Annotated in this window: 22 protein-coding genes; 9 read left to right on the top strand and 13 right to left on the bottom strand. The window is 71.2% G+C overall.

What is annotated here, in order from left to right; all coding sequences use genetic code 11:
• Positions 1-21 precede the first annotated feature (21 nt).
• The 5 genes from ABD437_RS12545 (at position 22) to ABD437_RS12565 (ending at position 3,293) form a co-directional block, all read left to right on the top strand.
• On the top strand, positions 22-444 hold the full coding sequence (locus tag ABD437_RS12545; RefSeq protein WP_344648948.1) for a MarR family winged helix-turn-helix transcriptional regulator: 423 nt from the start codon (positions 22-24) through the stop codon (positions 442-444).
• Entirely contained in the window at positions 441-668 is a 228-nt protein-coding gene (locus ABD437_RS12550; protein WP_344648949.1) for a zinc ribbon domain-containing protein, read from the top strand. Before ABD437_RS12545 ends, ABD437_RS12550 begins: the two co-directional genes overlap by 4 nt.
• Positions 665-1,330, top strand: coding sequence for a class I SAM-dependent methyltransferase (locus ABD437_RS12555; RefSeq protein ID WP_344648950.1), 666 nt, complete (start codon positions 665-667; stop codon positions 1,328-1,330). Before ABD437_RS12550 ends, ABD437_RS12555 begins: the two co-directional genes overlap by 4 nt.
• 94 nt (positions 1,331-1,424) lie before the next feature.
• Entirely contained in the window at positions 1,425-2,885 is a 1,461-nt protein-coding gene (locus ABD437_RS12560) for a hypothetical protein (protein ID WP_344648951.1), read from the top strand.
• A gap of 9 nt (positions 2,886-2,894) precedes the next feature.
• The gene (locus ABD437_RS12565; RefSeq protein ID WP_344648952.1) at positions 2,895-3,293 is read left to right on the top strand and encodes a RidA family protein; all 399 of its coding nucleotides are present in this window, start codon (positions 2,895-2,897) and stop codon (positions 3,291-3,293) included.
• On the opposite strand, the gene ABD437_RS12570 is transcribed toward ABD437_RS12565, so the two are convergent.
• The 6 genes from ABD437_RS12570 to ABD437_RS12595 form a co-directional block, all read right to left on the bottom strand.
• Positions 3,271-4,410 (bottom strand): RNA polymerase sigma factor, encoded by a 1,140-nt coding sequence (locus ABD437_RS12570; protein ID WP_344648953.1) that lies wholly within the window; start codon positions 4,408-4,410, stop codon positions 3,271-3,273. The genes ABD437_RS12565 and ABD437_RS12570 overlap by 23 nt on opposite strands.
• Complete coding sequence (locus tag ABD437_RS12575; RefSeq protein WP_344648954.1) at positions 4,407-4,814, bottom strand: YciI family protein; 408 nt, start codon at positions 4,812-4,814, stop codon at positions 4,407-4,409. The genes ABD437_RS12570 and ABD437_RS12575 overlap by 4 nt, the downstream gene beginning before the upstream one ends.
• Before the next feature lie 97 nt (positions 4,815-4,911).
• The gene (locus ABD437_RS12580; protein WP_344648955.1) at positions 4,912-5,190 is read right to left on the bottom strand and encodes a hypothetical protein; all 279 of its coding nucleotides are present in this window, start codon (positions 5,188-5,190) and stop codon (positions 4,912-4,914) included.
• Between the two features lie 80 nt (positions 5,191-5,270).
• Positions 5,271-5,510 carry a hypothetical protein gene (locus tag ABD437_RS12585; protein WP_344648956.1) on the bottom strand — a complete coding sequence of 80 codons (240 nt, stop codon included), beginning with the start codon at positions 5,508-5,510 and terminating at the stop codon, positions 5,271-5,273.
• 40 nt (positions 5,511-5,550) lie between these two features.
• The gene (locus ABD437_RS12590; protein ID WP_344648957.1) at positions 5,551-6,381 is read right to left on the bottom strand and encodes a TIGR03619 family F420-dependent LLM class oxidoreductase; all 831 of its coding nucleotides are present in this window, start codon (positions 6,379-6,381) and stop codon (positions 5,551-5,553) included.
• Entirely contained in the window at positions 6,365-8,461 is a 2,097-nt protein-coding gene (locus tag ABD437_RS12595) for an MMPL family transporter (protein ID WP_344648958.1), read from the bottom strand. Before ABD437_RS12595 ends, ABD437_RS12590 begins: the two co-directional genes overlap by 17 nt.
• Before the next feature lie 155 nt (positions 8,462-8,616).
• On the opposite strand from ABD437_RS12595, the gene ABD437_RS12600 reads away from it, so the two are divergent.
• Together ABD437_RS12600 and ABD437_RS12605 are read left to right on the top strand one after the other, a co-directional pair.
• Positions 8,617-9,762: a sensor histidine kinase gene (locus ABD437_RS12600; protein ID WP_344648959.1), complete on the top strand. Its 1,146-nt coding sequence runs from the start codon at positions 8,617-8,619 to the stop codon at positions 9,760-9,762.
• Positions 9,759-10,436, top strand: a complete 678-nt coding sequence (locus ABD437_RS12605; RefSeq protein ID WP_344648960.1) for a response regulator transcription factor — start codon at positions 9,759-9,761, stop codon at positions 10,434-10,436. Before ABD437_RS12600 ends, ABD437_RS12605 begins: the two co-directional genes overlap by 4 nt.
• A gap of 44 nt (positions 10,437-10,480) precedes the next feature.
• Here ABD437_RS12605 and ABD437_RS12610 read toward each other — a convergent pair whose 3' ends face one another.
• Positions 10,481-11,455, bottom strand: coding sequence for a permease prefix domain 1-containing protein (locus ABD437_RS12610; RefSeq protein ID WP_344648961.1), 975 nt, complete (start codon positions 11,453-11,455; stop codon positions 10,481-10,483).
• Positions 11,452-11,796: a PadR family transcriptional regulator gene (locus ABD437_RS12615; protein WP_344648962.1), complete on the bottom strand. Its 345-nt coding sequence runs from the start codon at positions 11,794-11,796 to the stop codon at positions 11,452-11,454. The genes ABD437_RS12610 and ABD437_RS12615 overlap by 4 nt, the downstream gene beginning before the upstream one ends.
• A gap of 94 nt (positions 11,797-11,890) precedes the next feature.
• Between ABD437_RS12615 and ABD437_RS12620 the strand changes: the two genes are divergently transcribed.
• Entirely contained in the window at positions 11,891-12,541 is a 651-nt protein-coding gene (locus ABD437_RS12620; protein ID WP_344648963.1) for a 50S ribosomal protein L11 methyltransferase, read from the top strand.
• Between the two features lie 150 nt (positions 12,542-12,691).
• On the opposite strand, the gene ABD437_RS12625 is transcribed toward ABD437_RS12620, so the two are convergent.
• The 5 genes from ABD437_RS12625 to ABD437_RS12645 all read right to left on the bottom strand — a co-directional run bounded on the left by ABD437_RS12625 (position 12,692) and on the right by ABD437_RS12645 (position 15,594).
• Positions 12,692-13,396, bottom strand: coding sequence for a hypothetical protein (locus ABD437_RS12625; RefSeq protein ID WP_344648964.1), 705 nt, complete (start codon positions 13,394-13,396; stop codon positions 12,692-12,694).
• Positions 13,393-13,884 carry an RNA polymerase sigma factor gene (locus ABD437_RS12630; RefSeq protein WP_344648965.1) on the bottom strand — a complete coding sequence of 164 codons (492 nt, stop codon included), beginning with the start codon at positions 13,882-13,884 and terminating at the stop codon, positions 13,393-13,395. The genes ABD437_RS12625 and ABD437_RS12630 overlap by 4 nt, the downstream gene beginning before the upstream one ends.
• Positions 13,885-13,935: 51 nt before the next feature.
• Positions 13,936-14,649 carry a class I SAM-dependent methyltransferase gene (locus ABD437_RS12635; RefSeq protein ID WP_344648966.1) on the bottom strand — a complete coding sequence of 238 codons (714 nt, stop codon included), beginning with the start codon at positions 14,647-14,649 and terminating at the stop codon, positions 13,936-13,938.
• 42 nt (positions 14,650-14,691) lie between these two features.
• Positions 14,692-15,072 carry a PPOX class F420-dependent oxidoreductase gene (locus ABD437_RS12640; protein ID WP_344648967.1) on the bottom strand — a complete coding sequence of 127 codons (381 nt, stop codon included), beginning with the start codon at positions 15,070-15,072 and terminating at the stop codon, positions 14,692-14,694.
• Positions 15,073-15,216: 144 nt separating this feature from the next.
• Complete coding sequence (locus ABD437_RS12645; protein ID WP_344648968.1) at positions 15,217-15,594, bottom strand: DUF4406 domain-containing protein; 378 nt, start codon at positions 15,592-15,594, stop codon at positions 15,217-15,219.
• A 48-nt stretch (positions 15,595-15,642) separates the two neighbouring features.
• Between ABD437_RS12645 and ABD437_RS12650 the strand changes: the two genes are divergently transcribed.
• Positions 15,643-16,398 carry a DeoR/GlpR family DNA-binding transcription regulator gene (locus tag ABD437_RS12650; protein ID WP_344648969.1) on the top strand — a complete coding sequence of 252 codons (756 nt, stop codon included), beginning with the start codon at positions 15,643-15,645 and terminating at the stop codon, positions 16,396-16,398.
• The last annotated feature ends 4 nt before the right edge of the window (positions 16,399-16,402 follow it).

The following is a 16,402-nucleotide window of genomic DNA, read 5'->3' on the forward strand; positions in this document are numbered from 1 at the left end:
GCGCTGACCGATCGTAAGCGCGTGCACGAAACCGCAGTTCGGTTCGAGGAGCTGTTCCAGGCCGTCTACCTCACCTTTCACCGCCGTGACGAGAAGCGATCCGAGCTCTCGGGGGCGTCCCGAGCGGTGCTGAACCACCTCGCACGCACCGGCCCGCTCACCGTGGGTGAGGCCGCGCTCCACCTCGACCGAGCCCAGTCGGTGGTCAGCGACATCGTCAGCCAGTTGGAACGCAACGGCCTGCTGCAGCGCGAACGCGACCCGGCCGACCGGCGCCGGACCCTCGTCTGGCTGACGCCGCGGGGCCACGACCGCCTGGCCCGCGACCGAGAAGTACTGGACACCACCCGCCTGGCCACGGCGCTCGACGCCATGCCCGCCGACGCCCGCGAGGCCCTGCTGACCGGGATGCACGCCCTGCTCACGTCCAAGGAGAAATCATGAACTGCGAAAGCTGCGGAATGCCGATCGAGAGCGGCCAGTACTGCGAACACTGCACCGACGCCAGCGGCGCCCTCCAGCCGTTCGACGAACGCTTCGAGCGCATGACCGCCTGGCAGGCCCGCCGCAACCCGACCGCCCCACGCGAACAAATCGAAGCCGAGACGTTGGCGTACCTGGCCACCATGCCCGCCTGGCGGAACCACCCCCGCGTGGTCGCGCGGTGAACCGCATCGGAGAGGTTCGTCGCCGAGTGGCCGCCGAGGGCCCACCGCGAACCGTCGCGCACGATTTCGAGACCGTGGCTCTCCCGGCCCGTGACTGCGACCTCGTCCGTGACCTACTGGTCCGCGAGGGCGCGCGCTCCGTCGTCGAAATCGGTCTGGCTTTCGGGAGTTCGGCCCTAGCCGTCGCCGAAGCGCTGGCCGACGTGGCCGGTTCCCGCCACGTGATCATCGATCCGTTCCAGCGGCAGGCCTTCGACGACATCGGCCGGGAACTGCTGTCCGAGGCCGGTGCCGCGTTCGAGCTCGTCGAGTCCCCGTCCTCGGTAGCGCTCCCCCAACTGCTCGGCACCACGCTGGATGCGGCCTTCGTCGACGGCAGCCACCGCTTCCACGAGGTGTTCGTCGACCTCTACTACCTCCGCAAAATCGTCCGGCCCGGTGGCCTGGTGATCCTGGACGACGATTGGGCGCCGAGCGTCCGGTCCGCGGTGCGCTACTACGAGCGCAACCTCGGGTGGACGCCGATTCCCGATGCGTTCGCCGACGGCACCTTCCGACACCTCGACGACGACCCCGCTGCCGAGCAGGTGCCCCGCTGCCGAGCGCTGCGCCTACCCGACGTGCCCTCGGAACCGCGCTTCGAGGACTTCATCCCGTTCTAGGTGCACGACCGCGCGCAATGTGCGTGGATGGTCACGCAGAGTCCGCCCTAACCCGATCCGCGACTGTTTGGACGGTTGCGGCAGGATGGCGCCCGTGCCGACAGCTGTCCTCGAAGGACTTGCCCTTAATCGTGCGGCTCCGGCTGACGTCCTCATCCGGCTGATCGACCGGCACGGTAAGGATCTGGGCAGCGAACTCACGTCCCGGCCGCTACCGGCGCCCGTTGTCGACGTGATGTTGCGTCACCCCGAGCCCGAGGTGCGTGGGGGCCTGGCCGGCAACCTCGACGTCGACCTGCGCATCCGCGTCCGTATGGTCGACGACCCGGATCCGCTGGTGATCGCGCGCGTGCGTCACGATCGGCGGAAGCCGTTACCGGCCGAGGCGGTCGGCCGGTACCTCGAGGGCTTCGACCGGGTCGCGGCCGGCGGTCTGCTCAACCCGCGGGAGGCGCGCCAGGAGCTCTGCCTCGCGCTGGCCGACGACCGGCGGCTGGTGGCGCCGGCGGCACGTCATTCGAACCCGAACGTCCGGGCCGCCGCGGTCTTCTTCGAGCAGCAGCTCTCCCCGGCCGATCGCACCGCGCTGCACAACGACCCCGCGCGAGCCGTCCGGCAGGCGTTCGAGGACCGCGTGGAACGCGCCACCGAACTCGACGAGCTCGTCGCCGAACCCGGGTTCGGGCGTTGGATGCAGCTGGGCCGCCCGCTCACCCGCGCGGTCGTCGACCACGTGCTGGCCTGGAGCGACCCGAACGACCTCACGGTTCTGGCCACCAACCCGCACGTACCCGCGGATGCGGTCTCGGCGCTGATCGGCCATCCCGCGCCGGAGGTCCGGGGCGCGATCGCTCACCGCGACGACCTCACCGACGGGCAGGTCGCGCAGTTGCTCATCGATCCGCACCCCGTCGTCCGTAACGCGATTTCGGTGCATCCGACGCTCACCGAGGAACAGCGCGCCGCGATCGGCGTCGATCTGCGTCACGTTCCCGGCGAGGGTGACTTCGGGCCGGACTGCGAGCACTCCGGGTCCTGGCGGGTCGATCCGGCCTGGACGCCCGACGAGGTGACGCAGTGGGCCCGCTCGTCGAACGTGCTGCTGCGGCGCCGCGCGGCGCGCTCACCGGAACTGCCGCCCACCCTGGTGCCGGTGCTGGCCGCCGATGGCGACCCCGGCGTCCGGATCCTGCTCGCCTTGCACTCGGCGGACGCTCCGCCGCGACTGTTGCTGGGCAGTTATCTGGAGTACACGGGCTGCGGACGGGAGACCCTGCCCCGCAAACCGGGCTTCCCCGGCGCCGGGCTGGCCCGGTACTGGCGCGATCCCGATCCGGCGCTGCGTGTGCTCGTCGCGTTCGATCCGGACGCCGAACCCGGCATCGTCGACACGTTGCGGTACGACCCGGACCCGGGCGTGCGGCAGGCGATCGCGGCCTCGCCGCGGCTTCCACCGAAGCAGATCGTGGCTCTGCTCGACGACCCCGAACTGGCCCGCGCCGCCGCCTCCAACCCGGCCCTGCCGGTCGAAACGATGCGGCAACTGGTGAACTAGAGTCCTCCCATGCCGGAGCGCACTGCTTACACGTTCGATCCGTCCACCGGTGTGCCGCCCGGCGTCGGGCCGTTCTCGCACGCCGTTCGGTGGGGCGACACGCTCTACGTCACCGGTCAGATGCCCACCGACCCGGCGACCGGCCAGCTCGTGCCCGGTGACGTCGTCGTGCAGACCAAGCAGGTGTTCCGGAACCTCGCCGCGGTGCTCGCGCAGTTCGGTGCGGTGCTCGACGACGCGCTGATGGTGCGCGTGTACCTCACCGACTTCACCGACTACGACCGTTTCAACGCCGAGTACGTCAGCTGGTTCTCCGGCCCGCTGCCGGCCCGCACCTGCGTGGGCTCCACCGGGCTCGCGGTCGGGGCCACCGTGGAGATCGACCTCATCGTGGGTATTCGGTCCTGAGCCGGGCGGCCTGGCGCGTCAGATAGTCGCGTTCGGCCAGGTCGGAGGCCTTGCGTGCGGCCTCGACGTAGAGCTCGGCCGCTTTCGCCGGGTCGCCGTCGCGCTCGTGGAGGTAGGCCGACACCGCGGCGTACCGGGGCAGCGACTCGTCGAGCGCGGCGAGCGCCGCCAAGCCGGCGCGGGCCCCGTCGGCCTCGCCGACCGCGACCGCACGGTTGAGCCGCACGACCGCGCTGTCGGTGAATCGCAGGAGCTCGTCGTACCACTCGACGATCTGCACCCAGTCGGTCTCCGCGGCGGTTCGCGCGTCGGCGTGGAGGGCCGCGATCGCGGCCTGCGCCTGGAACTCGCCCAGGCGGTCGCGGGCCAGCGCGGCCTGCAGGATCCCGACGCCCTCGGCGATCGCCGAGGTGTCCCACCGGCCACGGTCCTGCGCGGCGAGCGGCACCAGGCTGCCGTCGGGCGCGGTCCGGGACGCGCGGCGGGCGTGGTGGAGCAGCATCAGCGCGAGCAGGCCGGTCACCTCGGGATGGTCGATCACGGCCGCGAGCTGCCGGGTGAGCCGGATCGCCTCGGCGGCCAGGTCCACGTCGCCCGAGTAGCCCTCGTTGAAGACCAGGTACAGGACACGAAGCACGGTGGCGACGTCACCGGGCTGATCGAGCCGCACGTCGGACACCGTGCGCTTGGCCCGGCTGATGCGTTGCGCCATCGTCGCCTCGGGCACCAGGTAGGCCCGGGCGATCTGGCGGGTCGTCAGGCCGCCGACCGCACGCAGCGTGAGCGCCACCGCCGACGACGGGCTCAGCGACGGGTGCGCGCACAGGAAGTAGAGCTGGAGCGTGTCGTCGGTCTGCGGAACCGGCCCCGGTGGCGGCTCGTCCGCCTCTTCCCGGCGTCGGCGGGCGGTCTCCGACCGGGCGGCGTCGAGGAACTTGCGCCACGCGACCGTGACCAACCAGCCCTTGGGGTCCGCCGGCGTCCGCTCCGGCCACACCCGGACCGCTTCGATCAGCGCCTCCTGCACGGCGTCCTCGGCCGCCGCGAAGTCAGCTCCGCGGCGGACGAGGACTCCGAGCACGCCCGGGGTGAGGCCCCGGATCAGTGCTTCGTTCATTCGCCCGTGTTCGACGGCAGCGACAGCAGCGGGCGCAACTCGAGCCACTCGTGGAGCGGCTCACCGCCCTTGCCGGGCGCGGCCGACAGCTCCCCGGCCAGCTCCACGGCCCGCTCGTAGGTGTCGACGTCGATGATGAACCAGCCGGCGATGAGGTCCTTGGTCTCGGCGAACGGGCCGTCGGTCACCGGCGGGCGCCCCTCGCCGTCGTAGCGGACGAACGTTCCCTCGGGTGCGAGCGCCTGACCGTCGACGAACTCGCCCGACTTCTCGAGCCGACCCGCGAAGTCCGCCATGAACTGCATGTGCGCCGAGATCTCGTCCGGCGTCCACTGGTCCATCGGAACGTTGTTCACGGGCTCCGGGGCGCCACGGTAGTGCTTGAGCAGCAGGTACTTGGCCATCTCGGCTCTCCTCGGTGCGGGTGTGACCCATCGTGGTCACGTTCGCACCGGGGACGGAGCCGGAAACCGGTTCTCGACATCGTCGGCCGAAGTTTTTTCAGGAAAGATCGCGGCGACGTCGGCTCACGACCTTGGCCCCGACCGCTGCCGCCACGGCGACGCCGGCCAGCGCGATCTTGAAGCCGACCTTGCCGAACGCGAGGAGGCCGAGCGCCTTGACCGCTTCGCTCGTCCACCACGAGCCGTCCGCGAAGCGTCCCCAATCGCCCTGGTACTCGAATCCGACGATCCACCAGCCGAGGACGATCAGAGCCAGCCCGCCGGCCACGGTGAGGACGGCGGCGACGACGTGACGCTTCGGGGTCGATTCGCTCATGGATACGACGTTACGGCCGGGGCGGGACGGTCTCGTCCTCCATGCGGGCGAACCGGGCCTCTACCGATGGGTAGAGGTGCTCACGGACGCAGCATCGGGCCGGATCCCGGCTCGGGCTCCTCGTCCGCACGGCGCACCCCCGTGTAGTCGTTCGCGCGGAGTGCGCGGAACACCTGGCCGGACGGCCGCAGCGGGATGCGGGGCCCGAAAACCTCGGGCCCGTCGTGCTCCGGACCGACGTTCTGCCGACGGGCCGTGATCAGCCAGCGCACTGCCACCGCGGCCAGGATCAGGAGCGCGAGGCCGAGCAGGATCTTCATGAACGAGGGCTACCCGCACCAACGGTGGCCATACACAACTTCATGACAGATCGTGACGGGAAGCGAACGCAGAGAGCTGATCGAGCTGATCCTCGCCGTAGGGGTTCACCACCAGGCGGGTGACGCCCTCGGCAACCAACGCCTCGACGTGCGAAGGATCGGCGTCGATCGAACCCCAACGGGTGTACTCCATCGTGTCGGGGTCGCGGCCGTGCTCCGCCGCGGTGGAGCGCACCAGCTCCCAGCGCGCCGCGCGCTGCTCCGGGGTCAGTGCTCCGCCGGGGAAGTAGCCGCTGCCCCGCCGGCCCGCCCGACGAGCGGCCGCCGCGCTGGAGCCGGCGACGTGGATCGGCAGGAGGTCGGAGCCGAACGGCTTCGGATACACGCACACCGGCACCCCGTTGAAGTCGACGCCGCGCTCGTCACCTCCCCAGAGCAGCCGCAGCGCGTCGATCGTCTCGTCGGCCCGCCGGCCTCGACCGGCGAAGTCGACGCCCATCGCCGCGGCCTCGCCGGGCAACGAGCCCAGCCCCACGGTGAGCAGCCGCATCCGGCCGCGGGAGAGCGCGTCGATCGTCGCGAGGCGCTTCGCGAGCACGATCGGATGCCGGTACGGGATCAGCAGCACGCCGGTGCCGAGCACGATCCGGCTGGTGGCCGCGGCGACGAACGTGAGCAGGTCGAGCGGGTCGGCGAACGGGAGGTCGGTCGGCAGCTCGTGGCCGTAGACCTGAGCACCCGGGTGGAGTACCAGGTGCTCAGGTACGTAGAACGACTCGAATCCGCTGGCCTCGGCGTGCTGCGCGAACCGGATCAGCCGGTCGGGATCCATGCCTTGCGCGGCCGTGCTGTAGCTAACTCCGAACTTCATCGGCCCGACGGTAGGCCTTGACGTCGGCGTCAACGCCAGCCTTCGGCCGCCGGTGCGGGAACCACCAGTTCGCTTTCCCGAGCAGCGTCATCGCGGCCGGCACGAACACCAGGCGCACCAGCGTCGCGTCGAGCAGCACCGCGGTCGCGAGCCCGAGCCCGACCATGCGCGACAGCGGCGACGGGCTGAACACGAACGCCATGAACACCGCGGCCATGATCAACGCCGCGGACGTGATCACGCGCCCGGTCGAGGCGATGCCCCGCGCCACCGATCCGACCGGGTCACCGTCGGCCAGGTACGCCTCGCGGATGCGGGAGAGCAGGAACACCTCGTAGTCCATCGAGAGGCCGAACAGCACCGCGAAGAAGATCGTCGGCAGCGGCGACGCGATCACGATCGTGTCCTCCAGCCCGAACAGGTCCTTCAGCCAACCCCACTGGAACACCGCGACGACCACCCCGTACGCGGCACCGATCGACAGCAGGTTCATCAGCACGGCCTTGAGCGGCACCACGATCGAGCGGAAGACCAGCAACAACAGCACGAACGACGCGACGAGGATGCCGAGGACGAAGATCGGCAGGGTCCGTTCGAGCTGACGCGTCAGGTCGTCGGTCATCGCGGTCAGGCCCGCGATCGCGACGTTGTCGGGCGCCAGGTCGCGTAACCGTTCGAGGGTGTCGGACGTCGCCGCGTCGGACGGCGGGGTGGACGTGAGCACCCGCAGCACCACGGTGTCACCGGCGGGCGACGTCAGCGGCTCCCCGACCGAGGCGACGCCGGGGTCCGCGGCGATGCGCCGCGCCAGTGCGTCGACGTCGGTGTCGGCGCTCCGTTCGTCGACCACCACCAGCAGCGGCCCGTTGATGCCCGGACCGAACCCTTCGGCCAGCAGGTCGTAGGCCCGGCGGTGGCTGAGCGTCGTCGCGTCGTCCCCGGCGTCGGGGAAACCGGTACGCATGCTCAGCGCCGGTGCGGCCAGCGTCAGCAGCACGACGGTGGACGCCACCAGGTACACCACCGGCCGCCGGGACACGTGCCGCGCCACCCGCTCCCACCGGGAGCCCGGTCGCCGGCGCAGGGGCAGGCGGCCGCGATCGATGCGGTCGCCGAGCAGCGACAGGATCGCCGGCAGCAGCGTCAGCGCGGCCAGCACCGCGGTGGATACCACCATCGCGGTCGCGAGCCCGATCGACACCAGGAATCCCAGGCCGGTGAAGACCAGCGCCACCATGGCCACCACCACAGTGCCGCCGGCGAACAGCACCGACGTCCCGGCGGCGCCCATCGCGTCGCCCAGCGCGGTGGGACTGCCCGACGCCCGCGCCTCCCGGTAGCGCGCGACGATGAACAGCGCGTAGTCGATCCCGACACCCAGCCCGATCATCGCCGCGATCGTCGGCGCCGCCGTCGACACGTCCATCGTGTGCGCCAGCAGCGCGATCCCCTCGAACCCGGCCCCGACCGCGGTCAGCGCCAGCACGATCGGGATCAGCGCGGCCACCACGGTGCCGAACGCGACGAGCAACACGATCAGCGCGGCCACGATCCCCACCAGTTCGGCACCTGACGTCGCGTCCTCGGCGTTGATGAAAGCCGCGTCGCCGCCGAGCTCCGTGGTCAACCCGTCGCCGGCCGCCGGTCGCAGGACGTCGGTGATCTCGGCGAACGGTTCGCGGCCGATCTCGGTCGCCGGAACGTCGAACGTGATCTCGGCGTAGCCGATCCGCCCGTCGGGCGAGACCGTGCCCGCGGCGAACGGGTCGGTCACCGCGGTCACGTGCTCGACCGACGCGATCCGGGTCACCGCGTCGGTGATCGCGGCCCGGTGGTCGGCGAGGTCGGACGCGGCGAACACGGCGACGGCGACCCCGTCACCCGCCGCCGGGAACCGTTCCTCGAGCAGCTCCATCGCGCGCTCGCTCTGGCTGCCCGGCGCGACGAAGTCGTCGGCGAACGAACCGCCGGCCGCACCAGCCAGCACGAGTAGGACGGCGGCGGCGACCGCCCAGGTCAGAATCGTGGTCCACGGCCTGCGGGCGCTGGCGGAACCCAGTCGCCGAGTGAAGGAATCCATGGCCGCCAGGGTGGGTTCCGGGGCCCGGCCGGGTCGCCCGGCGCGAGACGGGGTCCGCTCTCCGCCGTGCGACGGAGCACGGCACCGCCGCCAGACGGATGACGCCGCGCCCGTCCGCCCCCTACCGTGCTGTTGACCTCGGAAGGGAGGCGGCGATGCGGCTCTCGTTCCGCGGCCCGTTCGCGCGGTGGCCGCGGGCCTCCGACGCCGTGCTGGCGGTGGTGCTGTTCGCCGGTGCGCTGTCCCTGGAGGACGGCCCGAACGACTCCCTGGTGATGCGGGACCTCACCACGGTTCCGTTCTGGGTGACGCTCGCGCTGGCCATCGCCGGCTGTGCGCTGTACTTCCGGCGCCAGGCGCCGCTGCAGACGCTCGCGACCGTGCTGGTCTGCTCGCTGCTGCTACTGCTGAGCGACGGTTTCGACGTCGGTTTCATCATGGTCGCCGCGCTCTACAGCGTCGGCCGCTACGTGATCGACGCGCGCTTGGCGCTGGCCGGCCTCGCCGCCTCGATGGGTGCGCTCGTGGTCGACGGTCTCACCCCGAGGATGAGCTGGGGCGAGACCACGATCGGCTTCGCGTTCGTGTTCGTCATCTGGTACATCGGGCGTCGTGTGCGGCTGCGCAGCGAACAGGCCGCCCAGCGACGCCGCCAGCGCGACGACGAGCTGCGCCGCATCGTCGCCGAGGAGCGCACGCACATCGCGCGTGAGCTGCACGACGTCGTCGCCCACCAGGTCAGCATGATGACGGTGCAGGCGGGGGCCGCACAGGCGGTGGCCGCGGTCGATCCGGACGGCGCCCGCGAGGCGATGGCCGCGGTCGAACAGGCCGGGCGGCAGACGCTCGAGGAGCTGCGTCACCTGCTGGGCGTGCTCCGGCCCGAGCCCACGGCGAACGGGGTCGGACCGCAGCCGGGGCTCGCCGACGTTCCGCGGCTGATCGAGCAGGTCGGCAACGCCGGTCTGGACGTCACGATCGTCGACGAGCTGCGTGAGCCGCTGCCCACCCGGGTCCAGCTGTCGGCGTACCGCATCGTCCAGGAGGCGTTGACGAACGTGCTCAAACACGGCGGGCCGGGTACCCGCGCCGAGGTGAGCCTTCGCGAGGACGGCGCCGACGTGGTGATCGACGTGACCGATACCGGGGCCTCCGTGGCGTCGCCGCGAACTCCGGGCCACGGCCTGATCGGCATGCGTGAACGCGCCACGCTGCTCGGCGGCACGCTCGAGGCCGGGCCGCGCCCCGAGGGCGGGTTCCGCGTCGTCGCCCGCCTGCCGCGCGACGGGATGACCGCGTGAGCCTCCGCGTCGTCGTGGCCGACGACCAGGCGCTGGTGCGCGGCGGTTTCAGCATGATCCTGCGTGCGCAACCCGACATCGACGTGGTGGCCGAGGCCGGCACCGGTCGGCAGGCCATCGACGCCGCGCACGAGCACCGTCCCGACGTCATCCTGATGGACATCCGGATGCCGGAGCTGGACGGGCTGGAAGCCACCGCACGGATCCTGGCCGACGCCGACTGGCCGGTGCGCGTGCTGATCCTGACCACGTTCGACCCGGACGAGTACGTCTACCAGGCGCTGCGTTCGGGGGCGAGCGGCTTCGTGCTCAAGGACATCCCACCCGCGGAGCTGGCGGTCGCGGTGCGGACGGTGGCCGCGGGCGGCGCGTTGATCGCACCCTCGATCACCCGCCGGCTGATCAGCCGCTTCGCCGCGCGCCCCGGCGTCAACACCGCGGTCGCGGGGAGGCTGGAACGGTTGACCGACCGCGAGCGGGACATCGTGGTCGCGGTGGCCCGTGGCGCGACGAACACCGAGATCGCCCAGGAGCTCTTCGTCGGGCCGGCGACCGTGAAGTCGCACGTGTCGAGCATCCTCACCAAGCTCGGCCTGCGTGACCGGGCGCAGATCGTGGTGTTCGCGTACGAGAGCGCGCTGGTGGAGCCGGGGAACTTCGACATCGGGCATTAGAACGCCCCCGCCCCGGACCGGGACGGGGGCGGTGCGCACCCGGATCAGACGAGCTTCTCCGTGCCGGGAACCGGGCTGGCCAGACCGCGGCGGGCCCGCTCGGCCTTCAGACCGGTGTCGAGGATGTCGTACCCGGTGCCGACGATCACCGACACCAGCACGATCCGGGTGAGCCACATTCCGGGGTTGTCGATGTCACCCCAGTCGAGGCTGTCGACGAACTCCGGGTTGAAGAACTTGTCGTCGGCCAGCAGCCACCCGACCGGGACCGCCGAGGCCAGGGCGAGCACGGTGTTCACCGCGGTCACCGTGCGGTCCCAGGCGGCCTTCCGGTAGACCCAGAGCGCGTAGACGATCTCCAGCACGAACATCACCAGCAGGTACGGCCACCAGAACGACCAGTTCGCCGGGTCCAGCACCGGCTCGTCGGCGAACGTGAACTGCTGCAGGACGAGCGCGGCAATGAGCAGCACCGGCCACACGATTATCGCGGCCAGCTCCGCGACGCCCATCGAGCGCGGCTCGTACCTCGGCAGCGCGTCCGGCGTCCACTCGCCGGTGGTGAGCTCCTCGCGGCCGACGCCGGTGCGCTCCAGGATCCAGAACGCCCCGGTGGTCCAGAACAGCATGTGGGCGGCGATCGTGAGCGTCGCACCGATCGAGGTGCCGATGATCCGGCCGATGTTCGGGTCGGCCACCGCCTGGATGCCGGTGAGGACGACGACCACGATCGGGAGGACGATCGTGTAGAGCATCTTCATGGTGCGCAGCCAGACCGGGTACATCTCCGGCCCGAGCAGGTACTGCGGCCGGTCGGCGTACTGATCCGCCAATCGGCGTGGATCTCCTAACTCCCGCAGGGTGGCATGGACCGCGGCGTCCCGGTCCTCGCCGGCGTCGATGCGGGCGTCGACGGCGTCGTCGATCGAAGCACGCAGTTCGCGGTCGATGTCGGTGCGCTGCTTCTCCGGGACGTGGCGGACGGCGGTGAAGACGTAACGGTCGATGAGCGTGGTCATTCCGGGCTCCCGGGCTTGTCGAGGTCGGTGATGGCGGTGTCGAGGCGGGACCACTCGGCGCGGAGGGTGTCCGCGATCGCGTCGCCGTCGGGGGTAGTGCGGTAGAACTTGCGCGGCCTGGCTTCGTCGGTGTTCCAGGAGCTGGTGAGGAGCCCTTGGGACTCCAGACGCCGCAGCAGCGGGTAGAGCGTGTTGGCCTCTACCTCGAACCCGGCCGCGCTCAACGTTTCGAGCAGCGAGTACCCGTAGCCCGGCTCCCGCAGGACGGTGAGGCTCGCAACGACGACCGTGCCGCGGCGCAACTCCTGCAGGTGGCTGGAGAGTGTCGCGTCGCTTGTCATGTCACTCACCATAGTGTGTCTCGCACACTATTGCAATGGACGCGTTGTTTTATCGAGGTGCGAGGGCGCGCGAAGGTCTGTGAGGATGGCGCCGATGACTCTCTCGATGCTCGACTGGCAGGGCTGGCGAGACGTCGCCACGACGCTGTCCGTCGCCCCCGGCGTCCACGAACCGTCGGCGTTCTCGGCCCTGCTGGCGAGCACCCTGTCCGACGTGGAGGGCAAGACCGTCGTCGACGCCGGCAGCGGCGCCGGGCTGATCGCGATCGCGGCACTGCGGTACGGGGCCCGGCACGTCGTCGCGGTGGACTCGGACGCGGCGGCGCTCGCCGTGACGGCCGAGAACGTCGAGCGGGTCGGTGGCCCCGAGGCACGCGCTCGGCTGTCGCTGTGGCAGGCCGACTTCGCCGAGCTGGGGCTGCTGCGTGCCGACGTGCTCGCGGTCAACCCGCCCCAGCGCCCCACTGCGGTACTGGGCGGCGTCGAGCCGGGCCAGCGTCACCTGCACGTCGGCGGCGGCGACGACGGCCTGCAGACGATCCGGCTCGTACTCAGGCACGCTCGCAGCTCCGAGGTACGCACCACCGCGGCCGACGTGCTTCCGGTGACCGCCGCGCTCGCGCTCGACGGCTGGCTGCCACCGGAGCGTCTGGCGCGCACCACGCTGCCGGTGCACCCGGCGTGGGAGCCGCTCACCGGAGGGCGCGAGGCGCTCGTCGACGTCTGGTCGTTCCTGGCCACCTGATTGGCCAGCCCGCACGACCCGCCGAGACCGCGTGGGCCACCGGCTGAGCTCGAGAAGGCGGTGAAGGTCGCCAAGGCCTACGTGAACCTCACCAAGTAACACGCGCGGTCAGCGGGGCAGGCCGGATGGCGGTGTGCCCCGCTGTCGCGTTCAGTCGCCCCGGCCAGCACTCAGGCCCGAACCGTCCCAGTGCACGGTCGTCATGCCGCCATTGAACTCCAGTACGACCGTTCGACCGTCGAGTCGTATCCGCGTGACCTGGGCTTTCGCCGACGTGTTGATCAGCGCCCCCGGCCCCAGGACGGTCAGCTCCGGAAGCTCGCCGGAGAGCGCGAACACCCAGGTCCGGCCGGTGCCACCGCCTTCACCCACGCAGCCGAGCATCGCCACCCACTCCGGGCGGCCGTCGCCGGTGATGTCGCCGCGAACCGGCTCGGGACGGTCACTGACCCAGTAGCCGAACGACGTGTTCAGCCGCCTCACGTCAGCGCGCCCGTCCCGGAGTCGCACGGTCGGGCCCCCACACGCGTCCGTGGGTAGTGCGGAGAAGTCGATCGTCGTGTTGTCGAGCGGGCCGGCGGGGGTCGACGTCGGCGTGGGCGCGGCCGCGCTGGTGGTGGACGGCGCGACCGCGGGCACCAGGCGGTCCTCGGTGGAGCCGGAGCGCAGCAGGCTCGTGCCGAGGGCCACGAGCAGCACGAGCGCGCCGGCGACAGCGGCTCGCCGGCGGTGACGGCGCTTCGTGACGGTGGCACGCACCGCCGCACCGCCCGCACCGCGGTAGGTGGGCACGGCCCGCTCCCGGTAGGCCGCGAACTCCGCCGTCATTCGGGTGTCGCTGTCGTCGATGCTCACTGAGTCGCTCCTTCCCGCTGGTCGAGCGCCGTGGCCAACCGGGTCCGGCCCCGGTGCAACCACGATTTGACCGTCCCGACCGGCACGCCTTCGCGCGCCGCGATCTCGTCGACACCGAGGTCGGCGAGGTAGTGCAGCACGACGACACGGCGCTGGGCGTCGGGCAGCGTGGCCAGCGCGCTGACCAGGTCCACCCGGCCGGGATCGGGCGGCGGCACCACCTCCGACCGGTGCCGCAGCCGATGGGTCAGCGCGGTACGCAGCCGACGCCAACGACTGATCGCCAACCGGTGCGACACCGTGTGCACCCACCCGGCCGGATTGTCGTAACCCGACACCTGCGACCAGCGGTTCCAGGCACGACAGAACGCCTCCTGGGCGATGTCCTCGGCCTCGGCCCGATCGCCGAGGAACAACGCGATCTGTGCGGCGACGATCGCGTAGTGCCTGCGGTAGAACTCGTCGAACTGCTGCTCGGCGGATGCCATACCTCGTGCACGCGTGGCCGGGCGGCCAGGTTGCACCCGAGTGGGAATTGATCAGCGGCGCGCGAGCGCGTACCGGAAACGGTTGCGGAAACGGTAGCCACCGGACTCGGTGCGGTACGGCCGCGCCGCCTCGACGACCAGCGGCGCCGACTCCGGATCCTCGCCGAACAGGATCGCGGCGACCAGCGCGGCCTCGTCCGGCACCTCGAACGGCACGTCCACCAGACCGGAGTCGACGACGTCCGCGCCGACGTCCGCGAGCAACTCCTCCAGGCCGCCGGGCCGCCGCAGGTCGCCGTCGGTGCCGGGCTCGTCGTTCAGCGCGGCGTCGATGGCGTCGAGCTGGTTGCCGGCACGTTCGGCCCAGTTGGCGACCGCCACCCACCCTCCGGGGCCGACGACACGCAGCAACTCGGCCGCCGCGGCCTCCGGGTCGTCGGCGAACTGCAGCGCGTTGATCGCGGTCACGACGTCGAACTCGCCGTCGCCCCACGGCAGGGACTCCGCGTCGGCGAGCCGTACGTCCGCGGTCGGCGCGACCCGGCGGGCCAGGTGCACCATTCCCTCGGCGGGGTCCACACCGGCCACTCGGACACCGCGCCCGGCGAGCTCGGCCAGAAATTCACCACTGCCGCAGCCGACGTCGAGCACGCGCGATCCCGGGCCGACGGCAGTGGCACGCACGATCAGTTCACGCGCCGGGGCCGCGAACGACCCCCACCACCGCGCCCATTCCTCGGCAACAGGCGACCAGTCTTCCCCCACCCTTCAGACCTTATCTCCGAAGGCGTAACGGGTTCCTGGGTGTCAGAGCGTAACTACGACACCGATCATCGGCGGGCGACGCAGGCGCACCAGGCGTGCGAACGCGTTGCCGACGCGAGACATCAGGTAACGGTCAGCGAGCAGTTCGCGCGCCCGGGCCGTGCCGGCGTCGTCGAGCAGGCGCGCGGTGCCGGACACCGTGGACGCGCCCGGCGCGATCTTGCCCCGCACGTCACACGCGACGACCTCGACCTGCGGGTTGTTGCGGATGCGCTTGACCTTCCACGACTCCGCCTCGGTGACGATCCACAGTTCACCGTCGTGCGGCACCTGCCAGACCGGGGTCGCCACCGGGGTGCCGTCTTTGCGATAGGTCGTCAGCCTGACGTGCTTACTACGCGCGATCTCTTCCGCGGCGGTCATCCCGCCAGGGTAAGGCCTGTCAGCGCAACCACCACTGCGGACTCGGCAGCACGACCGGCCACGACAGGTCGGCCCCGCTCCGCCGATGGCGGCCCCGGTAGTGCCTACGGTCGGCCGCCCGTTTCGCCGCGATCGATCTTCGGGTCATGCCGCCACCCCCGGGACGTCTTCGAGCTGGAACCACACCGGGAGGCCGCGTTCGCGCGCGATCGCCACGTCCTGGTCGGCTCCGGTGGAGGCGCCGGGGAGGCGGAGCACTGCGTCGCAGTGCTGGAGGAGCCGCTGCGCGGTCGGGTACATGATCTGCTCGGCGACCGGATCCAGCGGCCCGGATCCGCCGGCACCGTGCAGAACCGGCAGCGCGACCCACTCGCCGATCATCGGCACGTGCCCGGCGCGGAAGATCGGCCACGCCGCTTCCTCGAGTCTGCGCAGGTTGGCGGCCATCAGCGCGGGATCGTCACCGGTGCCGGACCGGTAGGGACCAGCGATCAGAATGAGGAGTGGCTTGTTCGTCGTCATGAACGTTAAGCTACATGCAAGAACGTGCAGAAACAAGAAGGAGTCTGAATGCTCGCCGCTCAGCGCCAAGAGCTCCTGCTCCGGCGACTGGAGTCCGAAGGGCGGATCGTCGCCAAAGACATCGCCCTTGAACTGGGGATCTCCGAGGACAGCATCCGGCGGGACCTCCGCGAGCTAGCCGCCGCCGGGCTCTGCCAGCGTGTCTACGGCGGCGCTCTACCGGTCTCGCCAGCAATCGCGGATCTCCAAACACGCACGAACGTGCAGCCGGACAGCAAGCTCCGGGTCGCGACCCGCGCCGCCCGCCTCATTCCGCCGGGCACGACGGCGATCCTCGACGGCGGCACGACCGCGCTGGCCGTCGCCCGGTCACTCCCCCCGGACCTGCGCGCCACGATCGTCACGCACAGCCCCACGGTCGCGTCCGCGCTCGTCGACCACGCGGGCGTCGAGATCCACGTCATCGGCGGGCGCATCTTCAAGCACTCCGCGGTGGCCTGCGGAGCCGCCGCGGTCGAGGCCGCGGCCGGCATCAACGCGGACGTGTTCCTGATGGGCGTCACCGGCGTGCACCCCACCGCCGGGCTCACCACCGGCGACGCCGACGAGGCGGCGATGAAGCGCGCACTGTCCCGTCGCGCGGCCGACACCTACGTGCTGGCCAGCGCCGAGAAGATCGGAACGGCGTCCCGCTTCGCCGTGCTGGGCCTCGCCGACGTCGCGGGCATCATCACCGACGTGGCCCCCGACCACCCCACCCTCCGCGATCTCACCGCCCTCGGCATCAACGTCCTCACCGCTTAGGAGC

Source organism: Cryptosporangium japonicum (assembly GCF_039524755.1).
In the GTDB taxonomy this organism is placed as follows: domain Bacteria; phylum Actinomycetota; class Actinomycetes; order Mycobacteriales; family Cryptosporangiaceae; genus Cryptosporangium; species Cryptosporangium japonicum.

Coding starts and splice junctions, on each gene's coding strand:
- ABD437_RS12550 (WP_344648949.1), top strand. CDS start 441: ATGAACTGCGAAAGCTGCGGAATGCCGATCGAGAGCGGCCAGTACTGC.
- ABD437_RS12565 (WP_344648952.1), top strand. CDS start 2,895: ATGCCGGAGCGCACTGCTTACACGTTCGATCCGTCCACCGGTGTGCCG.
- ABD437_RS12570 (WP_344648953.1), bottom strand. CDS start 4,410: ATGAACGAAGCACTGATCCGGGGCCTCACCCCGGGCGTGCTCGGAGTC.
- ABD437_RS12575 (WP_344648954.1), bottom strand. CDS start 4,814: ATGGCCAAGTACCTGCTGCTCAAGCACTACCGTGGCGCCCCGGAGCCC.
- ABD437_RS12580 (WP_344648955.1), bottom strand. CDS start 5,190: ATGAGCGAATCGACCCCGAAGCGTCACGTCGTCGCCGCCGTCCTCACC.
- ABD437_RS12585 (WP_344648956.1), bottom strand. CDS start 5,510: ATGAAGATCCTGCTCGGCCTCGCGCTCCTGATCCTGGCCGCGGTGGCA.
- ABD437_RS12590 (WP_344648957.1), bottom strand. CDS start 6,381: ATGAAGTTCGGAGTTAGCTACAGCACGGCCGCGCAAGGCATGGATCCC.
- ABD437_RS12595 (WP_344648958.1), bottom strand. CDS start 8,461: ATGGATTCCTTCACTCGGCGACTGGGTTCCGCCAGCGCCCGCAGGCCG.
- ABD437_RS12600 (WP_344648959.1), top strand. CDS start 8,617: ATGCGGCTCTCGTTCCGCGGCCCGTTCGCGCGGTGGCCGCGGGCCTCC.
- ABD437_RS12610 (WP_344648961.1), bottom strand. CDS start 11,455: ATGACCACGCTCATCGACCGTTACGTCTTCACCGCCGTCCGCCACGTC.
- ABD437_RS12615 (WP_344648962.1), bottom strand. CDS start 11,796: ATGACAAGCGACGCGACACTCTCCAGCCACCTGCAGGAGTTGCGCCGC.
- ABD437_RS12620 (WP_344648963.1), top strand. CDS start 11,891: ATGACTCTCTCGATGCTCGACTGGCAGGGCTGGCGAGACGTCGCCACG.
- ABD437_RS12630 (WP_344648965.1), bottom strand. CDS start 13,884: ATGGCATCCGCCGAGCAGCAGTTCGACGAGTTCTACCGCAGGCACTAC.
- ABD437_RS12640 (WP_344648967.1), bottom strand. CDS start 15,072: ATGACCGCCGCGGAAGAGATCGCGCGTAGTAAGCACGTCAGGCTGACG.
- ABD437_RS12645 (WP_344648968.1), bottom strand. CDS start 15,594: ATGACGACGAACAAGCCACTCCTCATTCTGATCGCTGGTCCCTACCGG.
- ABD437_RS12650 (WP_344648969.1), top strand. CDS start 15,643: ATGCTCGCCGCTCAGCGCCAAGAGCTCCTGCTCCGGCGACTGGAGTCC.